Genomic DNA, 15,306 nt, shown 5'->3' on the forward strand with positions numbered 1-15,306 from the left:
TACGGTCGGCGCGACCCACCGATGCGCGGACCGAAGTCCCCAGGATCCGCCGGAGAGGGCCCCTGTCATGCAGACATCCGCCGGTCTGGACGAGCTCGACCGCCTGCTCGTCACCGCGCTCCAGGCCGCGCCGCGCGCCGACTGGCGGCGGATCGGACGCGCGCTGGACGTGGACGCCTCGACCGCCGCCCGCCGCTGGGCGCGGCTCACCGAGGCCGGTCTCGCCTGGCTGAGCTGCCATCCGGCGGCGGGCCCGGGGCTCGCGCCCGTCGTCGCGTTCATCGAGATCGACTGCGCGCCGGCCCTGCTGCGCGACGTCGCGGCGCGGGTGGCCGGGGATCCGCACGTCTTCACGGTCGAGCACGTCACCGGCTCCCGCGACCTGCTGGTCACGGCGGCCTTCAGCGACCAGGCGGGGCTCGCCCGCTACCTGGGGTTCAGGCTGGGCGCCCTGGAGGGCGTGCGGGCGACCCGGAGCCAGATCGCCACCGCGCTCCACGTCGAGGGCAGCCACTGGCGGCTGGACCGGCTGCCGGAGCACCGGCGCACTCTGCTGAGGGATCCCGCGCCCGCCGACCGCGCACCGGCGGGTTCCCCGGTGCGCGGCCCCGACCCGGCGGACCTCGCCCTCTTCACGGCGCTGAGCGAGGACTGCCGGCTGCCCGCGGCGCAGCTCGCGGAGCGCACCGGGCTGAGCCCGACGACGGTGCGCCGCCGCCTCGCCCGGATGCAGGCGGAGCGCGCGCTGGTGTTCCGCTGCGAGGTGGCGCGCTTCCTGTCCGGGTGGCCCGTCTCGGTCACCCTGTGGTGCGCCGCGCCGCCGGGTGACGTCCCCGCGGTGAGCGCGCAGTTGGCGGGGATGCGGGAGACACGGCTGTGCGCCTCGCTCTCCGGCCCGCACAACCTGATGGTCGCGGTGTGGCTGCGGTCCATCGAGGACATCCGGACGTTCGAGACGCGGCTGGCCGCCCGTTTCCCCGAACTCCTGGTCGCCGACCGGGCGATCGCGCTGTGGCCGCTGAAACTCGGCGGCCACATCCTGGACCCGCACGGCCGCCATGTGCGGGCCGTGCCCGTCGCGCTCTGGGAGGACGCGGAGGCCGCGGCCGCCGAGGAGGCGCTGCTCGCCCCGTTCCGCGAGGGGGGCGTGGCGGGGGCGCCGGCCTGACGGCGGCCGGGACGCGGGCGCCGGCCCGACGGCAGCCGGGGCTCGGGGGGCCTGCCCGACGGCAGCCGCGGCGAGGGCGCCGGCCCGACGGCGGCCGGGACGCGGGCGCCGGTCGCCTCACCCGCCGGCGGCGTGGTCGAAGTGGGTCTCCACGAGGGCGCGCCCGTCGGCGGCGTAGGCCGTCACCGTCCAGCTCTGCTTCCCGGCGGACTCGGGGCCGAAGGCGTAGTACGTGCCCCAGTCCGGGTCCCCCGGCAGCCGCAGCATCCCGGCGCGGAGGCGTTCGCCGGAGTCGAGGCGAACCTCGACGGCGGCCGGGAACTCGCCGGTGCGGAAGACGCCCGAGAAGAGGACCGGCCGGCCGGGTTCCAGGTCCTGTCCGCCGCTGAGGCTGTCCGGCCGGATGTTCTCCCCGCCGAGGTCGCGCGCGGCATCGACCTCGGCGCTGATGTCGCCGTGGCCCGCCACATGGTTCTGCTCCCCGTCGGGGAGCAGGGCCATGGTGCGGCCGTGCCCGATGTCGACCGTCTCGTACGGGGCGACCGTGCGCACGGGCTCCGGACGCGGGGTGACCGGCGGGACGGTGGCGGGCGGGACGGGGACGGGGACGGATACGACCTCGCGGCCGGCGAGCGGCACGACGGCCAGCACGGCGACCACCGCCGCGGCCGCCCCGGCCAGCGCGGCGTGGCGCCTGCGCCGGGCGGCCCGGCCCCGCAGCACGACCGCGTCCACAGGGGCGGGGCCGCCGGACACGTCGTCCGCCTCACGGCGCAGCGCGTCGCGCAGGGCCCGGGTGTCGTCCGGGAGGCCGGCGGCGTCGCCTCGGCGCGGGGCACCACCGGCACCACCCACGCGCCGGGTGCCGTCGGACGGAGCCGGGACGCGGCGCTCGTCCGGGTACGGCAGGTCGTCGTCGTTCACGGGGTTCACGGGCGCGGCCTCCCTGTCGTGTGTGCGGCGTGGATCCCCGGATGCTCGCGCAGCTTCCTCAGGGCGCGGGCGGTGTGACTGCGCACCGTACCGATCCCGGTCCCGAGCAGCGACGCGACCTCGCGCTCGCCGCGGTCCTCCAGATAGCGGAGCACGATCACCGCCCGCTGCCGGGGCGGCAGTTGGGCGAGCGCGTCCAGCACCGCGCCGCGCTCCGTCACACCGTCGGCACCGTCGGGGGCGGCGGTGTCGGGGATGCGGGTGGTGAGCCACTCGCGCAGCCGGGTGCGACGCAGCCGGTCGGTGTTCGTGTTGATCATGATGCGCCACACGTAGGCGTCGGGGTCGTCCGCCCGCCGCACGCGGTCCCACTTCACGTACGCCTTGGCCAGGGCTGCCTGCACCAGATCCTCCGCATCGTGGTGGTGTCCGGTCAGCAGATGGGCGGTGCGCAGCATCCGGGGCCAGCGGCTGGCCACGAACGCCCGGAATTCCGCCTCCGCGCTCGTCTTCACTCGGGTCCTCGTCGTCGGCGTGCTCGGCCTTGTCCGCGTGCGCGGTTCGCGCACGGCCCGGTGCGCCGCCCGTTCGGGACGGCGCACCGGCGCCCCGGGTCAGCGGCCGCCGGCCGGTGCGGGGTCGAACGCCAGCCGGGCCAGCTCGGCGCCGTCCGGCCCGTACGCGGTGACGCGCACGCTCTCCACCAGCGGACCCTCGCCCGCCGCGTCGAGATAGTAGGTGCCCCAGCCCGGATCGCCGGGCAGCTTCAGCATGCCCGCGTCCCGCACCGCGCCGTCGCCGACCTGCACGGTGATCCGCGCCGGGACGGTGTGGGTGCGGAAGGCGCCGGTGAACAGGACGTCGTCGCCGTCGCTGTTCACCCCGCCGCTGAGGCTGTTCGGACGGATGCTGTCGCCGACGAGGCCCTTGGCGCGCTCCACGGCCCCCGCGTAGTCGTTCCAGGCGACGACGTAGTTCTGCCGGCCCTGCGGGAGCAGGCCCATCCTCGCGCCCTGGCCTATCTCCACGGGCTCGTAGGGCCGCACCACACGCGGGCCCCGGGCGGCGGCCCGCGCGGCGGCGACGGCCTCCGCCTGCACCGTGTCGAGACGGGTGGCCCCCGTGGCGGCCGCCGCCGCGGGGGTGCCGGTCCGGTGCTGCGTGGCGGTGGTGGCCGACGTGTCGCCGCCGAGCGCGACGGCGGTGCCCGCCCCGCCCGCGAGCAATGCGGCCATGACGCCCGCCGTCACGAACCTGCGCGTCTTCATGTGTCCTCCGTCGTCTGGGGAGTTGCCCCGTGCGTGGTGTGGCCGTGTCGCCTACACCCTTCAGACGGCGGGACGTGTCCCCCGCTATGTCACCGGCGGAGGATTTTTCCGCGGAGCGCTCCGGGGAGACTCGATCCCCGGCGGCACCGCCCACGGCGGACCGGCCGAGGCCGCGTCTCCCCCGGACGCACCTCCGCCGAACCCGCCTCCCGCAGGCACGCCTCCCCCGGGCCCGGCCGCCCCCTGTGCGGCCCGCGCGACGGCCCCACGCGCTTCGGCGATGCGTCCCACGTCCCGCAGCGACTCCATGAGCCGGGAGGCGAGGTAGTGGAGTTCGCCGTGGGTGACCCGCTGGTCGGCGAGTATCTCCCCGGCGTGCCCGACGAGTTCGCCCGCCATCCCCAGCCGGATCCGCTCGATCCGGTCGGCCGCGCGGGACACGGGGCCGGAGCCGTCCCCGATCACGTAGCACGGCCGCCCTTCCGGGCCGGTCCACGGCAGCAGCCTGGCCTCCTCGGGCTCCCGGGCGCTCACCCGGGGCTCCCGGGCGGAGAGCCGTCGGGGGTGGACCGTCTCGTGCGTTCCCGGACCATGCGCGGCACCTGCTTTCCCTTCGGGCCACTTCTCCCTGAGTGGCCGACCGGTCACAGAGTGGGGTCGCCGGTCGCTACGCTGCCAGTACCAGGCGCTTGACAGCAGGCGCGTCAGCAAGGGGAGTTGGTCGCATGGACTCCGGTCACCGGCAGCGGACACCGCGCACGCCGCGGGAGAAGTACGGCGCCGAGCTGAGACTGCGCCGGATAGCGGCCGAGCTGACCCAGGAGGCGCTGGGCGAGCACGTGGTGTGCTCGCCGACACTGATCAGCCACTTCGAGGCGGGGAGACGCCTGCCGAGCCCCGACGACGCCCAGCGCATCGACCGGGCGCTCGGGACGGACGGATTCTTCGCCCGCTGGCTCCAGGATCTGGACACCAAGTACGCCGACCACTTCGCCGCCGTCGCGGAGCTCGAACAGCAGGCGCGCCTGATCCAGCAGTTCGCACTGTCGCTGGTGCCGGGCCTGCTCCAGACCGACGACTACGCCCGTGCGGTCTTCCGCTCCTACCGGGCCAACCACCGGCCCGAGGACCTTGACCGCGCCGTCGTCATCCGCACGGAGCGCGCCCGCGTCCTGGAGGGGCCGGACCGGCCGGTGCTGTGGACGCTGCTGGACGAGGCCGTGCTGAGGCGCCGGGTGGGCGGCGGACAGGTGATGGCCGGGCAGCTCCACCGGATCGCGGAGCTCGCGGAGGAGGGGCGGCTGCGGCTGCACGTGCTGCCGTTCGGCGCGGGGGCGCATGCGCTCATGCAGAGTCTGCTCACCCTGATGAGCTTCGAGGACGCCGCACCGGTCGCCTACGTGGAGGGCCTGCTCACCGGCCACCTTCTCGACGAGCCCGCCCTGGTGAGGGAGAGCCAGACCTCCTACGCTCTTGCCCTGAGCGACGCCTTGTCGCGCGAGGAGTCCCTGGCCCTGGTGAGGGCGGCAGCCGAGGAGCACGAACGTGGTCAGCAGCACTGAGCCCACCGTCCGCGACGCGTCCACCGTGGGCGGCTGGTTCAAGTCCAGCTTCAGCGGCGGCGATCAGGGCGAGTGCCTGGAGGCCGCCCGCGGCCACGGCGTCCGTGTCCCGGTCCGCGACAGCAAGCGCCCGACCGGACCGGCGCTGGTCTTCCCGGCGGCGGGGTGGGCTGCCTTCGTGGCGGCGGTGCGCGGCGGCGACCTCACGGGCTGAACGGCGGGGCAGCCGCCTTCCGCGCAGCGGACCCGCACCGGGAGTCCGCTCGCCCCGGGGCGGCGCCGCCCGAACGCGCGGCCGCCGCTGCCGTCCCCGTGGGGCGGCAGCGGCGGCGGCGGGGGTCACGGCTGGACGGGCATGGACCAGCAGTTGGAGAGGGCCGGCTTGCCCTCCAGGCGGTCGGTGATCCAGGAGATCGCCGCGCCCTGGTCGGTGATGAGCGGGACGAGGTGGTTGGTCAGCAGCTTGTCGCCGAGGTTGGGCAGGGAGACGGCCTCGTAGCTGACCTTGCCGCCCTTGCGGCACCAGTCGACGGCGAGTTGGCGGGCCTGGCCGTGGGGGACGATGTCGTCCTGGATGCCGGTGGCGAGGCGGACCGGGCCGGTGGGCTTCAGATTGCCGATCCGCTGCTTGTCGAGGACGGCCTGGAGCCGCGGCTCCGAGGCGATGACCTCGGCGAGAGAGCGCCCGTCCGCCGTCCACTTGGTGCTCTTGGCGAAGCCGAATCCGAAGATCGCGTCGCCGACGCACATGGTGGAGGCGTCGGCGAGCGCCTTCTTGCCGGCCGCGTTGGTCTGGGCCTCGACGATGGGCTTCAGCTCGGGGTCGGACTCCGCGAACCCGTTGATGGACCAGGCGAGGGCGCCGGCCAGGGCGCTGCCGTCGATGCCCTTCATGGTGGCGACCAGATCGGCCGGCGGGGCGCCCGCGTAGGTGCCCACGACGGGCACGTCCGGGGCGTACGCCGACTGGAGTTCGGCGGCCGAGGCGCTGGCTCCGCCGCCCTGGCTGTAGCCGTAGAGGGCGACGCGGGAGGCGGCCGTGACGGAGGCGCCGGGGACGGTCCGCGCGGCACGGGCCGCGTCGAGCAGGGCGTGGCCCTCGTCGACGCGGTTGACGTAGGTGTGGGTCCGGCCGGGGGTGCCCAGGCCGACGTAGTCGGTGACGACGACGGCCGCGCCGGTCGCGAGGATGCGGTAGACGGCCAGGTTCTCGTAGCCGACGGAGACCGAGTCGGCGCCGAGGGAGAGCGGGTTCTCCAGGGCCTTGGAGGGGGCGCACTGGTCGCCCTGCCCCATGGTGCCGGAGGCGAGTGCGACCAACGGGCGCGGGCCGGGCCCCTTCCAGGAGGCGGACGGCTCGATGTAGGCGCCGGTGACGGCCACCGGGGCGCCGGCCGCGTCGGTGGACTTGTACATCAGCCGGGTCGCGGTGCCCGGCAGGGTCTTGCCGTCCAGGCCCGGCAGGCTGAGGCCGAGCTTCAGCGGCTCGGTGCGGACCAGCGTGCCGTTGCCGGCGGGCAGTTGGGCGGGTGGGGTGTAGAAGTCCGCGGCGGCGGCGGACGCCTGTGCCGCGGGGGCGGTGCCGTCGGCGGCGGACGCCGGCACGGCGACGACCGCGGTCGCCAGGCAGGCCGCCCCGGCTACGGCGACGGCGGCCAGGCGGGCGCGGCGGCGTGACGGGGTCCGGCCGTGGGGGTCGGCCGAAGTGGAACGCGAACGGGTGGTGGTGCGGCTCACAGCTCACTCCTCGCTCTCTGCTCCGATGCAGGTGAGCGCAAGCTAGCACCGCTAGTTACCTGAGGTAACCCGCCAGTAAGTTACGCAAGGGTAACTATTGCGTCCGTGAGATCGCACCGGGCACCCGCGCCAACTAGGCCAGTTTCCGGCCTATTCGAGTCCTACGGTGATCGCATCGCAGGAAACAACGCATCACAGACCACGCGTCAAAGGACCACGCACCGCAGCACCACCGATCGCAGCACCACCGATCGCAGCACCACCGATCGCAGCACCACCGATCGCAGCACCACCGATCGCAGGACCACCGATCGCAGGACCAGGAGAGGACGGGACCGATGAAGCACACCGCGCCCGAGGGCTACACCAGCGTCGCGCCGTGGGTGGTCACGGATGACACCGGCGCACTGCTCGACTTCGTCACCGCCGCGTTCGACGGCGAGGAGATCGCCCGGGTGCCGGTCGAGGACGGCACCATCGGGCACGGCGAGATCCGGGTCGGCGACACGGTGGTGCTCGCCTTCGACCGGCGCTCCGACTGGCCGGTGATGCCCGCGCTGCTGCGGATCTACGTCCCCGACGCGGACGCCGCCATGGCCGCCGCCGTGGCCCACGGGGCGCAGGTGGTCACCGAGGCCGCCGACACCGGGTGGGGGGATCGCGGCGGCCGCGTTCGTGACCCGTTCGGCAACATCTGGTGGGTGATGAGCCGGGTCGAGGAGATCGATCCGGACCTGGCCTGGGAGCGCATGGCCGAGCCGGTGTACGCCGAGGCGATGCGCGTGGCGCAGGCGACGCTGGACGCCGAGCTGAGCGGCCGCAAGACGGGCTTGGCCAGCCCTCCGGTGCGCCCCGCTCCCTGACCGGACCTCCGACCGGCCCCCGGGGCGGGGTGGCGCCGGCCGACCCCGGCGCCACCCCACGTACGGGACCGGCCCGCGCCGCATGCGCAACACCGGCGCGGGCCGGAGGAGGAGGGACCGCCACCACGGGTGCACCGGACGCCCCACGCGCCCCGCGCCCCCGGCCGGAGACGGCACCCCTCCCCCGGGCACGGTGTCCGGGACGCGCCGCACGCGCGCCCCGGCCCCGTGCCCGCGGTGCTCAGAAGACCTCCGACGCGAAGCGCCGCGCGGTCTCCTCCAGCACCTCCACTCCGTCCCGGGCCCAGAGCCCGTCGTTGAACAGCTCCACCTCGATGAAGCCCGTCCAGCCGGTCGCCTCGACACGCTCGCGCCAGGCGCGCATGTCCACGGCGCCGTCGCCGATCTGGCCCCGGCCGTTCAGGACGCCCTCCGGAAGGGGGGTCGTCCAGTCGGCCAGCTGGAAGGAGTGGATGCGGTCCGTGGCCCCCGCACGGGCGACGGCCGCGGGAGCATGGTCGTCCCACCACACGTGGTAGGTGTCGACGACCACGCCGACCTGGGAGGCGGGGAACGGTGCGGCCAGTTCCAGCGCCTGATCGAGCGTCGAGACCACGCAGCGGTCCGACGCGAACATGGGGTGCAGGGGCTCGATCGCCAGCCGGACGCCCCGCTCCCCCGCGTAGGGGGCGAGTTCGGCCAGCGCCTCCCCGATGCGGGCGCGGGCGGCCACCAGGTCGCGGCTGCCGGCCGGGAGGCCGCCGGAGACCAGGACCAGGGTGTCCGTGCCGAGCGCCGCCGCCTCGTCGATCGCCGCCCGGTTGTCGGCGAGGGCGCGGGTGCGGCCCTCGTCGTCGGCCGCGGTGAGGAAGCCGCCGCGGCACAGCGACGAGACCGCGAGACCGGCGTCGCGCACCAGCTTCGCCGCCGCCTCCAGACCGTACGCGGCGACCGGCTCGCGCCACAGACCCACGGCGGGGATGCCGAGGCGCGCGCAGTGGTCGACGAGGGCGGGCAGCTCCAGCTGCTTCACGGTCATCTGGTTGATGCTGAAGCGGGAGAGTTCGTCGCTCACTGCGGCACCCCGTGGACGGTCAGCAGGGACTTCATGCGGTTCTCGGCGAGCACCGGGTCGGGGAACAGGCCGATCCCGTCGGCCAGTTCGTAGGCCCGCGCCAGGTGCGGCAGCGAGCGCGCCGACTGGAGGCCGCCCACCATCGTGAAGTGGGACTGGTGCCCGGCGAGCCAGGCGAGGAGGACCACGCCCGTCTTGTAGAAGCGGGTCGGCGCCTGGAAGAGGTGCCGGGAGAGCTCGACCGTGGGGTCGAGGAGCTTGCGGAAGCCGGGGGTGTCACCGGTGTCGAGGACCCGCACCGCCTCGGCCGCCAGCGGGCCCAGCGGGTCGAAGATGCCGAGCAGCGCGTGGCTGAATCCCGCCTCGTCGCCCGCGATGAGCTCCGGGTAGTTGAAGTCGTCGCCGGTGTAGCAGCGCACGCCCTGCGGCAGGCGCCGGCGCAGCTCGACCTCGCGGCGCGCGTCCAGCAGCGAGACCTTGATGCCGTCCACCTTGTCGGGGTGGGCGGAGATCACGTCGAGGAAGACGGACGTCGCCGCGTCCAGGTCGGACGAGCCCCAGTAGCCCTCCAGCGCCGGGTCGAACATCGGGCCGAGCCAGTGCAGGATCACCGGCTCGGACGCCTGGCGCAGCAGGTGGGAGTAGAGCTCGACGTAGTCGTCCGGCGAGGTCGCGGCGGCGGCGAGGGCGCGCGAGGCCATCAGGATCGCCTGCGCGCCGGTGGACTCGACGAGCGCCAGCTGCTCCTCGTAGGCGGCACGGACCTCGGCGAGCGTGGCCGGGCCGGTCAGCTGGTCGGTGCCGACGCCGCAGGCGATCGCACCGCCGACCGTCTTCGCCTCGGCGGCCGAGCGGCGGATCAGCTCGGCCGCGCCCGCCCAGTCCAGGCCCATGCCGCGCTGCGCGGTGTCCATCGCCTCGGCCACCCCGAGCCCGTGCGACCACAGGTGGCGGCGGAAGGCGAGCGTGGCGTCCCAGTCGACGGCCGCGGCCGAGTCGGGCGTGGTGTCGGCGTACGGGTCGGCCACCACGTGCGCGGCGGAGAAGACCGTGCGGGAGGTGAGCGGCACGCCCGCGGTGAAGCCCAGCGGCTCGGGGCGCGGCTCGTACGCGCGCACCCCGCCGCCGGGGTTGGGGAGGAGGATGGTCACAGCGACAGCTCCGGCACGTCCAGGCGGCGGCCCTCGGCGTGGCTGCGCAGGCCGAGCTCGGCGAGCTGGACGCCGCGGGCGCCGGCCAGCAGGTCCCAGTGGTAGGGCTCGTCGAGCGCGATGTGGCGCAGGAACAGCTCCCACTGCGCCTTGAAGCCGTTGTCGAACTCGGCGTTGTCCGGCACCTGCTGCCACTGGTCGCGGAAGGACTCGGTGACGGGCAGGTCCGGGTTCCACACCGGCTTCGGGGTGGCCGAGCGGTGCTGGACGCGGCAGTTGCGCAGACCGGCGACGGCGGAGCCGTGGGTGCCGTCGACCTGGAACTCGACCAGCTCGTCGCGGTTGACGCGGACCGACCAGGAGGAGTTGATCTGGGCGACCGTGCCGCCCTCCAGCTGGAAGATGCCGTACGCGGAGTCGTCGGCGGTCGCGTCGTAGGGCTTGCCCTGCTCGTCCCAGCGGCGCGGCACATGGGTGGTGACGTGGGCGCTGACGGAGGTCACCCGGCCGAACAGCTCGTGCAGCACGTACTCCCAGTGCGGGAACATGTCGACGACGATGCCGCCGCCGTCCTCGGAGCGGTAGTTCCAGCTCGGGCGCTGGGCCTCCTGCCAGTCGCCCTCGAAGACCCAGTAGCCGAACTCGCCGCGCACCGAGAGGATCTCGCCGAAGAATCCGCCGTCGATCAGGCGCTTGAGCTTGAGCAGGCCCGGCAGGAAGAGCTTGTCCTGGACGACTCCGTGCTTGATGCCGGCGGAGGTGGCGAGCCGGGCCAGGTCGAGGGCGCCGGCGAGGTCGGTCGCGGTCGGCTTCTCGGTGTAGATGTGCTTGCCGGCGGCGACGGCCTTCTTCAGCGCCTCCTCGCGCGCCGAGGTGACCTGCGCGTCGAAGTAGATGTCGATGCTGTCGTCGGCGAGCACGGCGTCGAGGTCGGTGGCGACCTCGGTGAGTCCGTGACGCTCGGCGATCTCCCTCAGCGCGTGCTCACGGCGGCCGACGAGGACGGGCTCGGGCCACAGGACCTCGCCGCCGCCGAGGGCGAGACCGCCCTGTTCCCGGATGGCGAGGATGGACCGCACCAGGTGCTGGCGGTAGCCCATTCGCCCGGTGACGCCGTTCATGGCGATCCGCACGGTCCTGCGTGTCACGAGGTGCCTCCCTCTTTCGTCTCGGTTCACCCGAGTTCTCTCGATACGAGCGTAGCAAGCGCTTTCTACGCGGTATGAAGCTAGCCTGCCGACAGCGGCCACGACAAGGGGGCCGCTCATCAGACACGGAGGAAAGCGATGACAGTCACCCTGGCGGATGTGGCGGCCCGCGCACGGGTGTCCCCGGCGACCGTCTCCCGTGTGCTGAACGGCAATTACCCGGTGGCCGCCTCGACCCGCGAGCGGGTGCTGCGGGCCGTCGACGAGCTGGACTACGTGCTCAACGGCCCGGCGAGCTCGCTCGCCGCCGCCACCTCCGACCTGGTCGGCATCCTGGTCAACGACATCGCGGACCCCTTCTTCGGGATCATGGCGGGCGCGGCCCAGACCGAGATCGGCGGGCAGGAGGGCACGGGGCGCGCGGGCGGCGAGAAACTCGCCGTCGTCTGCAACACCGGCGGGTCGCCGGAGCGCGAACTGACCTATCTGACCCTGCTCCAGCGCCAGCGCGCCGCGGCCGTCGTGCTCACCGGCGGCGCCATCGAGGACCCCGCCCACATCGCCGCGATGAGCAGCAAGCTGACCAAGCTCGCGGACGCCGGCACGCAGGTGGTCCTGTGCGGGCGGCCGCCGCTGCCCGGCTCCGACGCGATCGTCGCCTCGCTCGCCTTCGACAACCGCGGGGGCGGCCGCCGGCTGACCGAGCACCTGATCGCCCTCGGCCACCGGCGCATCGGCTACGTCGCGGGCCCCGTGGAGCGCACCACCACCCGCCACCGCCTGGAGGGCCACCGGGCGGCTCTCGTCGGGGGCGGGCTGGCCGGCGAGGGCGACACGGCGGAGCAGGAGCGGCTCACCGTGCACGGCTCGTACGACCGGCGCTCCGGCTACGACGCCACCCTCGAACTGCTGCGCAGGGAACCGTCGCTGACCGCGGTGGTGGCGGCCAACGACACGGTCGCGCTCGGGGCGTGCGCGGCCCTGCGCGACCGCGGGCTGCGCATTCCCGAGGACATCTCGGTGGCCGGCTTCGACGACCTGCCGTTCTCGATCGACGTGGTGCCGTCGCTGACCACCGTGCGGCTGCCGCTCTTCGAGGCGGGCGCACGGGCGGGGCGGCTGGCGATGGGGAACGAGACTCCGCCGCCGGGCGGCATCGCGACGATTCCGGCCGAGCTGATGGTCCGGGGGTCGACGGCTCCGCCTCGGGCGTGAGGCGGGGCCCGCCTGGGGGCCTGCGGAGGGCCCGCCGGGGGCGGGCGCTTCGGGGGCGGGGCGAGCGCTCTCGGCCGGGCGCGGGCGCCTGGTGCGGGGCGCGTCCGGGGGCGCCTGCCGCGCAGCGTGCGCGGCGCGGGCGCCTGGTGCCCGGCGTAGGTGCCTGTTGGGCGGCGCGTCCGGGGGGCGGTGCGTGCAGGGGCGCGGTGCGTGCAGGGGCGCGAGCGCCTGGTGCGCGGTGCGGGCGCGGGCGCGTCGGACGCACTGCGAGGCATGTGGCGCGCGGGCGCCCGGGGCACGTCCGGCGGACGGGGCGGCAGGCGGCAGACAGCGAGCGCCACGGCAGGCTCCGCACGCGCCGGGTGGTGCGCGACACCCCGGAGCTCCGGATGGCGGGGCGGCGGGCGGGTAGCGGGACACAGTGGGCAGGCGCCCGTCAGGACAGGACGACAGGTCACCGACCGGAGAGGACCCTCCATGAAGTACGCCTTCTCGACCCTCGGGGTGCCGGGCATGCCCGTCGCCGACGTCGCCGCCCTCGCGGCGTCCACCGGCTACCAGGGGGTGGAGCTGCGCACCCATCCCGAGGAGCCGGTTCACCTGGACCTGACCACGCCGGAACGCAGCGCGGTGGTCCGGGAGTTCGCCGGCGCCGGGGTCGAGATCCTCGCGCTGGCCGGGTACACGCAGGTCGCCGCGCCCGGTGACGACGGACCGGTGCTGACCGCACTCGACCGGCTGGTGCGCCTCGCGGGCGACCTCGGCGCCCCGTTCGTGCGGGTCTTCCCGGGCGGCGGCGACAGCGACCGTGCCGAGGCGGACGCCGTCGCGGCGCGGCGGCTGGGCGCGGCGGCGGAGACGGCCGCGAGCGTGGGCGTGCGGATTCTGCTGGAGACCCACGACTCGCACCGCACCGGCCAGGACGTGTCGCGGATCGTCGGCACCGTCGGCCACAAGCACGCGGGCGCGCTCTGGGACGTGATGCACACCTGGCTCGGCGAGGAGCCGCCGAGCACGTCGCACGCCTCGCTGAGCCCGTACCTCGGATACATCCAGGTCAAGGACGTGGCCTCGCGGGACGACCTCACCCCGCTGCCGCTGGGCGAAGGAGTGCTCCCGCTCGGCGAGTGCCTGTCGCTCGCCGACCCGGACGGGTGGGTGTGCTGGGAGTACGAGAAGCGCTGGTACGAGGGGGCCGCGGAGCTGCCCGGCCTGCTGGCCGGCGGCCTGGCACACCTGCGCGCGCAGGCCTGACGGCGCCGGGGGGCCGCCCACCCCCGGGCCCGTGCCGGGGGCCGGCCAGGCGCGGGCCGGTGGCCCGCACCCCGCTGCGCGCGGCGCGGGTGTCCTCGATCGCCGGACGGGCCGAGCTGCCCGGGCGCTGCGGGCACGGTTCGGCCGGGGCCGAACGGAGTGCGCAGCAGCATGAGGGGCGACGCGGCCCGGAGGTGGTCACCTCCGGGCCGCCCCCGCCTCCGTCGAAAGGCCCGCCCGTGTACGAGTCCGAACTGGCCGCCCGCTTCCGCCGGATCAACGGCGACCACCCCATGACGCCCGCCGACGACGCCTACGTCAGCGCCCGGTTCGCCGTGCTCGAAGACCTCTGCGCCGCCCGGGGCCGCGAACCGGGGGCCGTGCGGCTGACCATGCTGTCCGGCCTGCTCCCCCTCCCCGGCTACCTGCGCTCGGACGGCGCCGAGATGGTGCCCGGGGACCTCTTCGCCCTCGCGGAGGAGGCCGGCGGCCCGGAACGGCTGGAGGAGTGGTTCACGGCGCAGTGGCCCGACCGGGAGACCGGGCGCCGGGAGTGGGCCGCGTACCTGAGCGGGCAGTACGTGTGCCTGCACTCCGTCCGCCCGGCGACGATCCGGCGGAAGGACGCCCTGACGTCCGCCGTCGCCGCCGCCCCCGCGGAGCCCGACGCGGGGTCCGACGCCTGGTCGGCGCGGCTGCACGCGCTGGTGGACGAACTGGACGCCCTGGAGCACGCGTTCACCGCGTACGACCGCCTCCGCTTCGGCGGCCCCACCTCACGGGACCTGTACATCGACGCGGTCCGCGCCCGGTACCCCCGCCGGGTGCCCCGGCCCGCTCCCGGCCGGTGAGGGCCGCGCGGACGCGGACCGCCCCCGCCGCCTCACGCGCTCCGGCGCCTCACGTGCTCCGCCGCCTCACGCGCTCCGGCGCCCGCCGCCCCGTGCGAGCGTGGTGAGGGCCACCCCGCCGACCAGCAGGGCGGCGGCGCACCAGCGCAGCGGGGTGACGGACTCGTCCAGGAACAGGGCCGCCGAGGTCATGCCGAAGACCGGCACCAGCAGGGAGAAGGGCGCCACCGCCGAGGCCGGGTGGTGGCGCATGAGGAAGCCCCATGCGCCGAAGCCGAAGATCGTGGCGATCCACGCGACGAAGAGGATCACGCCCACTCCGGTCCAGTCGAGGGACCGCAGGGCCGCGAGGTCGCGGTCGGGACCCTCCAGGATCAGGGAGAGCCCGAGCAGCGGCAGGATCGGGACGACGCTGACCCAGACCATGAAGTTCAGCGCGTCCGGCGGGGCGGCCTTGCGAGTGAAGACGTTGGAGACGCCCCAGCAGGCCGCCGCGGCGATGACCAGCGTGAAGCCCAGGAGAGGGCCGGAGGTGCCCTCGTCGACGGCGGCGACGGCGATGCCGGCGAGTGCGACCGCCATGCCCGCCACCCGTACCGGACCGGGGCGCTCCCCCAGCGCGGCGAAGGCGAACAGGGCCGTGAAGACGGCCTGGACCTGGAGGATCAACGAGGAGAGACCCGCCGGCGCCCCCTGCTCCATGCCGCTGAACAGCAGCCCGAACTTCGCCACCCCGAGGGCGAGTCCGACCCCCACGATCCACTTCCAGGCGACCTTGGGTCGGCCCACGAAGAAGACCGCGGGCAGCGCGGCCGCGAGGAAGCGCAGGGCGGAGAAGAGCAGTGGCGGGAAGTGGTCGAGGCCGACCGCGATCACGACGAAGTTGACGCCCCAGACCGCGGCGACCAGCGTGGCGAGGGCGATGTGGGCGGGCGGCATGGCGTGGACCCGTGACAGGACCGCGGCGGAGCCCGGAGGGCTCAGGGTGGCGGGGCGCATGGCATCGAGAATGTAGCGTGCAACTGTGTAGCACCAGCTCACGTTCCTTCATGGTTGGATGAAGGAGATCTGTCGAATGCCG

General features: G+C 74.8%; 16 protein-coding genes. 7 read left to right on the plus strand and 9 right to left on the minus strand.

Going from position 1 to position 15,306, the window contains the following annotated elements:
* Positions 1 to 67: 67 nt before the first annotated feature.
* Complete coding sequence (locus IAG43_RS10795) at positions 68 to 1,168, plus strand: Lrp/AsnC family transcriptional regulator (RefSeq protein ID WP_187740535.1); 1,101 nt, start codon at positions 68 to 70, stop codon at positions 1,166 to 1,168.
* Positions 1,169 to 1,285: 117 nt separating this feature from the next.
* On the opposite strand, the gene IAG43_RS10800 is transcribed toward IAG43_RS10795, so the two are convergent.
* The 4 genes from IAG43_RS10800 to IAG43_RS34415 form a co-directional block, all read right to left on the minus strand.
* Positions 1,286 to 2,101, minus strand: coding sequence for a hypothetical protein (locus tag IAG43_RS10800; protein WP_187740536.1), 816 nt, complete (start codon positions 2,099 to 2,101; stop codon positions 1,286 to 1,288).
* Positions 2,098 to 2,616, minus strand: coding sequence for a SigE family RNA polymerase sigma factor (locus IAG43_RS10805; RefSeq protein WP_187740537.1), 519 nt, complete (start codon positions 2,614 to 2,616; stop codon positions 2,098 to 2,100). Before IAG43_RS10805 ends, IAG43_RS10800 begins: the two co-directional genes overlap by 4 nt.
* Positions 2,617 to 2,715: 99 nt before the next feature.
* A complete protein-coding gene (locus IAG43_RS10810; protein WP_187740538.1) occupies positions 2,716 to 3,369 on the minus strand; it encodes a hypothetical protein in 654 nt (217 codons plus the stop codon).
* An 84-nt stretch (positions 3,370 to 3,453) separates the two neighbouring features.
* The gene (locus IAG43_RS34415) at positions 3,454 to 3,903 is read right to left on the minus strand and encodes a hypothetical protein (RefSeq protein WP_246574246.1); all 450 of its coding nucleotides are present in this window, start codon (positions 3,901 to 3,903) and stop codon (positions 3,454 to 3,456) included.
* Between the two features lie 191 nt (positions 3,904 to 4,094).
* Here IAG43_RS34415 and IAG43_RS10820 point away from each other — a divergent pair, with 191 nt between their 5' ends.
* Positions 4,095 to 4,931 carry a helix-turn-helix domain-containing protein gene (locus tag IAG43_RS10820; RefSeq protein ID WP_187740539.1) on the plus strand — a complete coding sequence of 279 codons (837 nt, stop codon included), beginning with the start codon at positions 4,095 to 4,097 and terminating at the stop codon, positions 4,929 to 4,931.
* The gene (locus IAG43_RS10825) at positions 4,915 to 5,145 is read left to right on the plus strand and encodes a DUF397 domain-containing protein (protein ID WP_187740540.1); all 231 of its coding nucleotides are present in this window, start codon (positions 4,915 to 4,917) and stop codon (positions 5,143 to 5,145) included. The genes IAG43_RS10820 and IAG43_RS10825 overlap by 17 nt, the downstream gene beginning before the upstream one ends.
* Before the next feature lie 125 nt (positions 5,146 to 5,270).
* On the opposite strand, the gene IAG43_RS10830 is transcribed toward IAG43_RS10825, so the two are convergent.
* Positions 5,271 to 6,668: a lipase family protein gene (locus IAG43_RS10830; RefSeq protein WP_187740541.1), complete on the minus strand. Its 1,398-nt coding sequence runs from the start codon at positions 6,666 to 6,668 to the stop codon at positions 5,271 to 5,273.
* 338 nt (positions 6,669 to 7,006) lie between these two features.
* Between IAG43_RS10830 and IAG43_RS10835 the strand changes: the two genes are divergently transcribed.
* On the plus strand, positions 7,007 to 7,531 hold the full coding sequence (locus tag IAG43_RS10835) for a VOC family protein (RefSeq protein ID WP_187740542.1): 525 nt from the start codon (positions 7,007 to 7,009) through the stop codon (positions 7,529 to 7,531).
* 241 nt (positions 7,532 to 7,772) lie between these two features.
* On the opposite strand, the gene IAG43_RS10840 is transcribed toward IAG43_RS10835, so the two are convergent.
* From IAG43_RS10840 to IAG43_RS10850, 3 genes are read right to left on the minus strand one after another with little or no spacing between them, the layout of a single operon-like run.
* Positions 7,773 to 8,570 carry a sugar phosphate isomerase/epimerase family protein gene (locus IAG43_RS10840; RefSeq protein WP_187744397.1) on the minus strand — a complete coding sequence of 266 codons (798 nt, stop codon included), beginning with the start codon at positions 8,568 to 8,570 and terminating at the stop codon, positions 7,773 to 7,775.
* Between the two features lie 32 nt (positions 8,571 to 8,602).
* Positions 8,603 to 9,757 carry a dihydrodipicolinate synthase family protein gene (locus IAG43_RS10845; RefSeq protein ID WP_187740543.1) on the minus strand — a complete coding sequence of 385 codons (1,155 nt, stop codon included), beginning with the start codon at positions 9,755 to 9,757 and terminating at the stop codon, positions 8,603 to 8,605.
* On the minus strand, positions 9,754 to 10,905 hold the full coding sequence (locus tag IAG43_RS10850) for a Gfo/Idh/MocA family protein (RefSeq protein ID WP_187740544.1): 1,152 nt from the start codon (positions 10,903 to 10,905) through the stop codon (positions 9,754 to 9,756). Before IAG43_RS10850 ends, IAG43_RS10845 begins: the two co-directional genes overlap by 4 nt.
* A 138-nt stretch (positions 10,906 to 11,043) precedes the next feature.
* On the opposite strand from IAG43_RS10850, the gene IAG43_RS10855 reads away from it, so the two are divergent.
* The 3 genes from IAG43_RS10855 to IAG43_RS10865 all read left to right on the plus strand — a co-directional run bounded on the left by IAG43_RS10855 (position 11,044) and on the right by IAG43_RS10865 (position 14,225).
* Positions 11,044 to 12,120 (plus strand): LacI family DNA-binding transcriptional regulator, encoded by a 1,077-nt coding sequence (locus tag IAG43_RS10855; RefSeq protein ID WP_187740545.1) that lies wholly within the window; start codon positions 11,044 to 11,046, stop codon positions 12,118 to 12,120.
* 477 nt (positions 12,121 to 12,597) lie between these two features.
* Complete coding sequence (locus tag IAG43_RS10860; protein WP_187740546.1) at positions 12,598 to 13,374, plus strand: sugar phosphate isomerase/epimerase family protein; 777 nt, start codon at positions 12,598 to 12,600, stop codon at positions 13,372 to 13,374.
* A gap of 293 nt (positions 13,375 to 13,667) precedes the next feature.
* A complete protein-coding gene (locus IAG43_RS10865; protein ID WP_223006036.1) occupies positions 13,668 to 14,225 on the plus strand; it encodes a DUF6058 family natural product biosynthesis protein in 558 nt (185 codons plus the stop codon).
* Between the two features lie 66 nt (positions 14,226 to 14,291).
* On the opposite strand, the gene IAG43_RS10870 is transcribed toward IAG43_RS10865, so the two are convergent.
* Positions 14,292 to 15,164 (minus strand): EamA family transporter, encoded by an 873-nt coding sequence (locus IAG43_RS10870; protein ID WP_187744398.1) that lies wholly within the window; start codon positions 15,162 to 15,164, stop codon positions 14,292 to 14,294.
* Between the last annotated feature and the right edge of the window lie 142 nt (positions 15,165 to 15,306).

It is taken from the genome of Streptomyces genisteinicus (genome assembly GCF_014489615.1).
In the GTDB taxonomy this organism is placed as follows: domain Bacteria; phylum Actinomycetota; class Actinomycetes; order Streptomycetales; family Streptomycetaceae; genus Streptomyces; species Streptomyces genisteinicus.

Bases quoted from the DNA above. Each gene is read 5' to 3' on its own strand.
- IAG43_RS10795 (WP_187740535.1), top strand. From the start codon at position 68: ATGCAGACATCCGCCGGTCTGGACGAGCTCGACCGCCTGCTCGTCACC.
- IAG43_RS10810 (WP_187740538.1), bottom strand. From the start codon at position 3,369: ATGAAGACGCGCAGGTTCGTGACGGCGGGCGTCATGGCCGCATTGCTC.
- IAG43_RS10820 (WP_187740539.1), top strand. From the start codon at position 4,095: ATGGACTCCGGTCACCGGCAGCGGACACCGCGCACGCCGCGGGAGAAG.
- IAG43_RS10835 (WP_187740542.1), top strand. From the start codon at position 7,007: ATGAAGCACACCGCGCCCGAGGGCTACACCAGCGTCGCGCCGTGGGTG.
- IAG43_RS10840 (WP_187744397.1), bottom strand. From the start codon at position 8,570: ATGACCGTGAAGCAGCTGGAGCTGCCCGCCCTCGTCGACCACTGCGCG.
- IAG43_RS10855 (WP_187740545.1), top strand. From the start codon at position 11,044: ATGACAGTCACCCTGGCGGATGTGGCGGCCCGCGCACGGGTGTCCCCG.
- IAG43_RS10860 (WP_187740546.1), top strand. From the start codon at position 12,598: ATGAAGTACGCCTTCTCGACCCTCGGGGTGCCGGGCATGCCCGTCGCC.
- IAG43_RS10865 (WP_223006036.1), top strand. From the start codon at position 13,668: ATGACGCCCGCCGACGACGCCTACGTCAGCGCCCGGTTCGCCGTGCTC.
- IAG43_RS10870 (WP_187744398.1), bottom strand. From the start codon at position 15,164: ATGCCGCCCGCCCACATCGCCCTCGCCACGCTGGTCGCCGCGGTCTGG.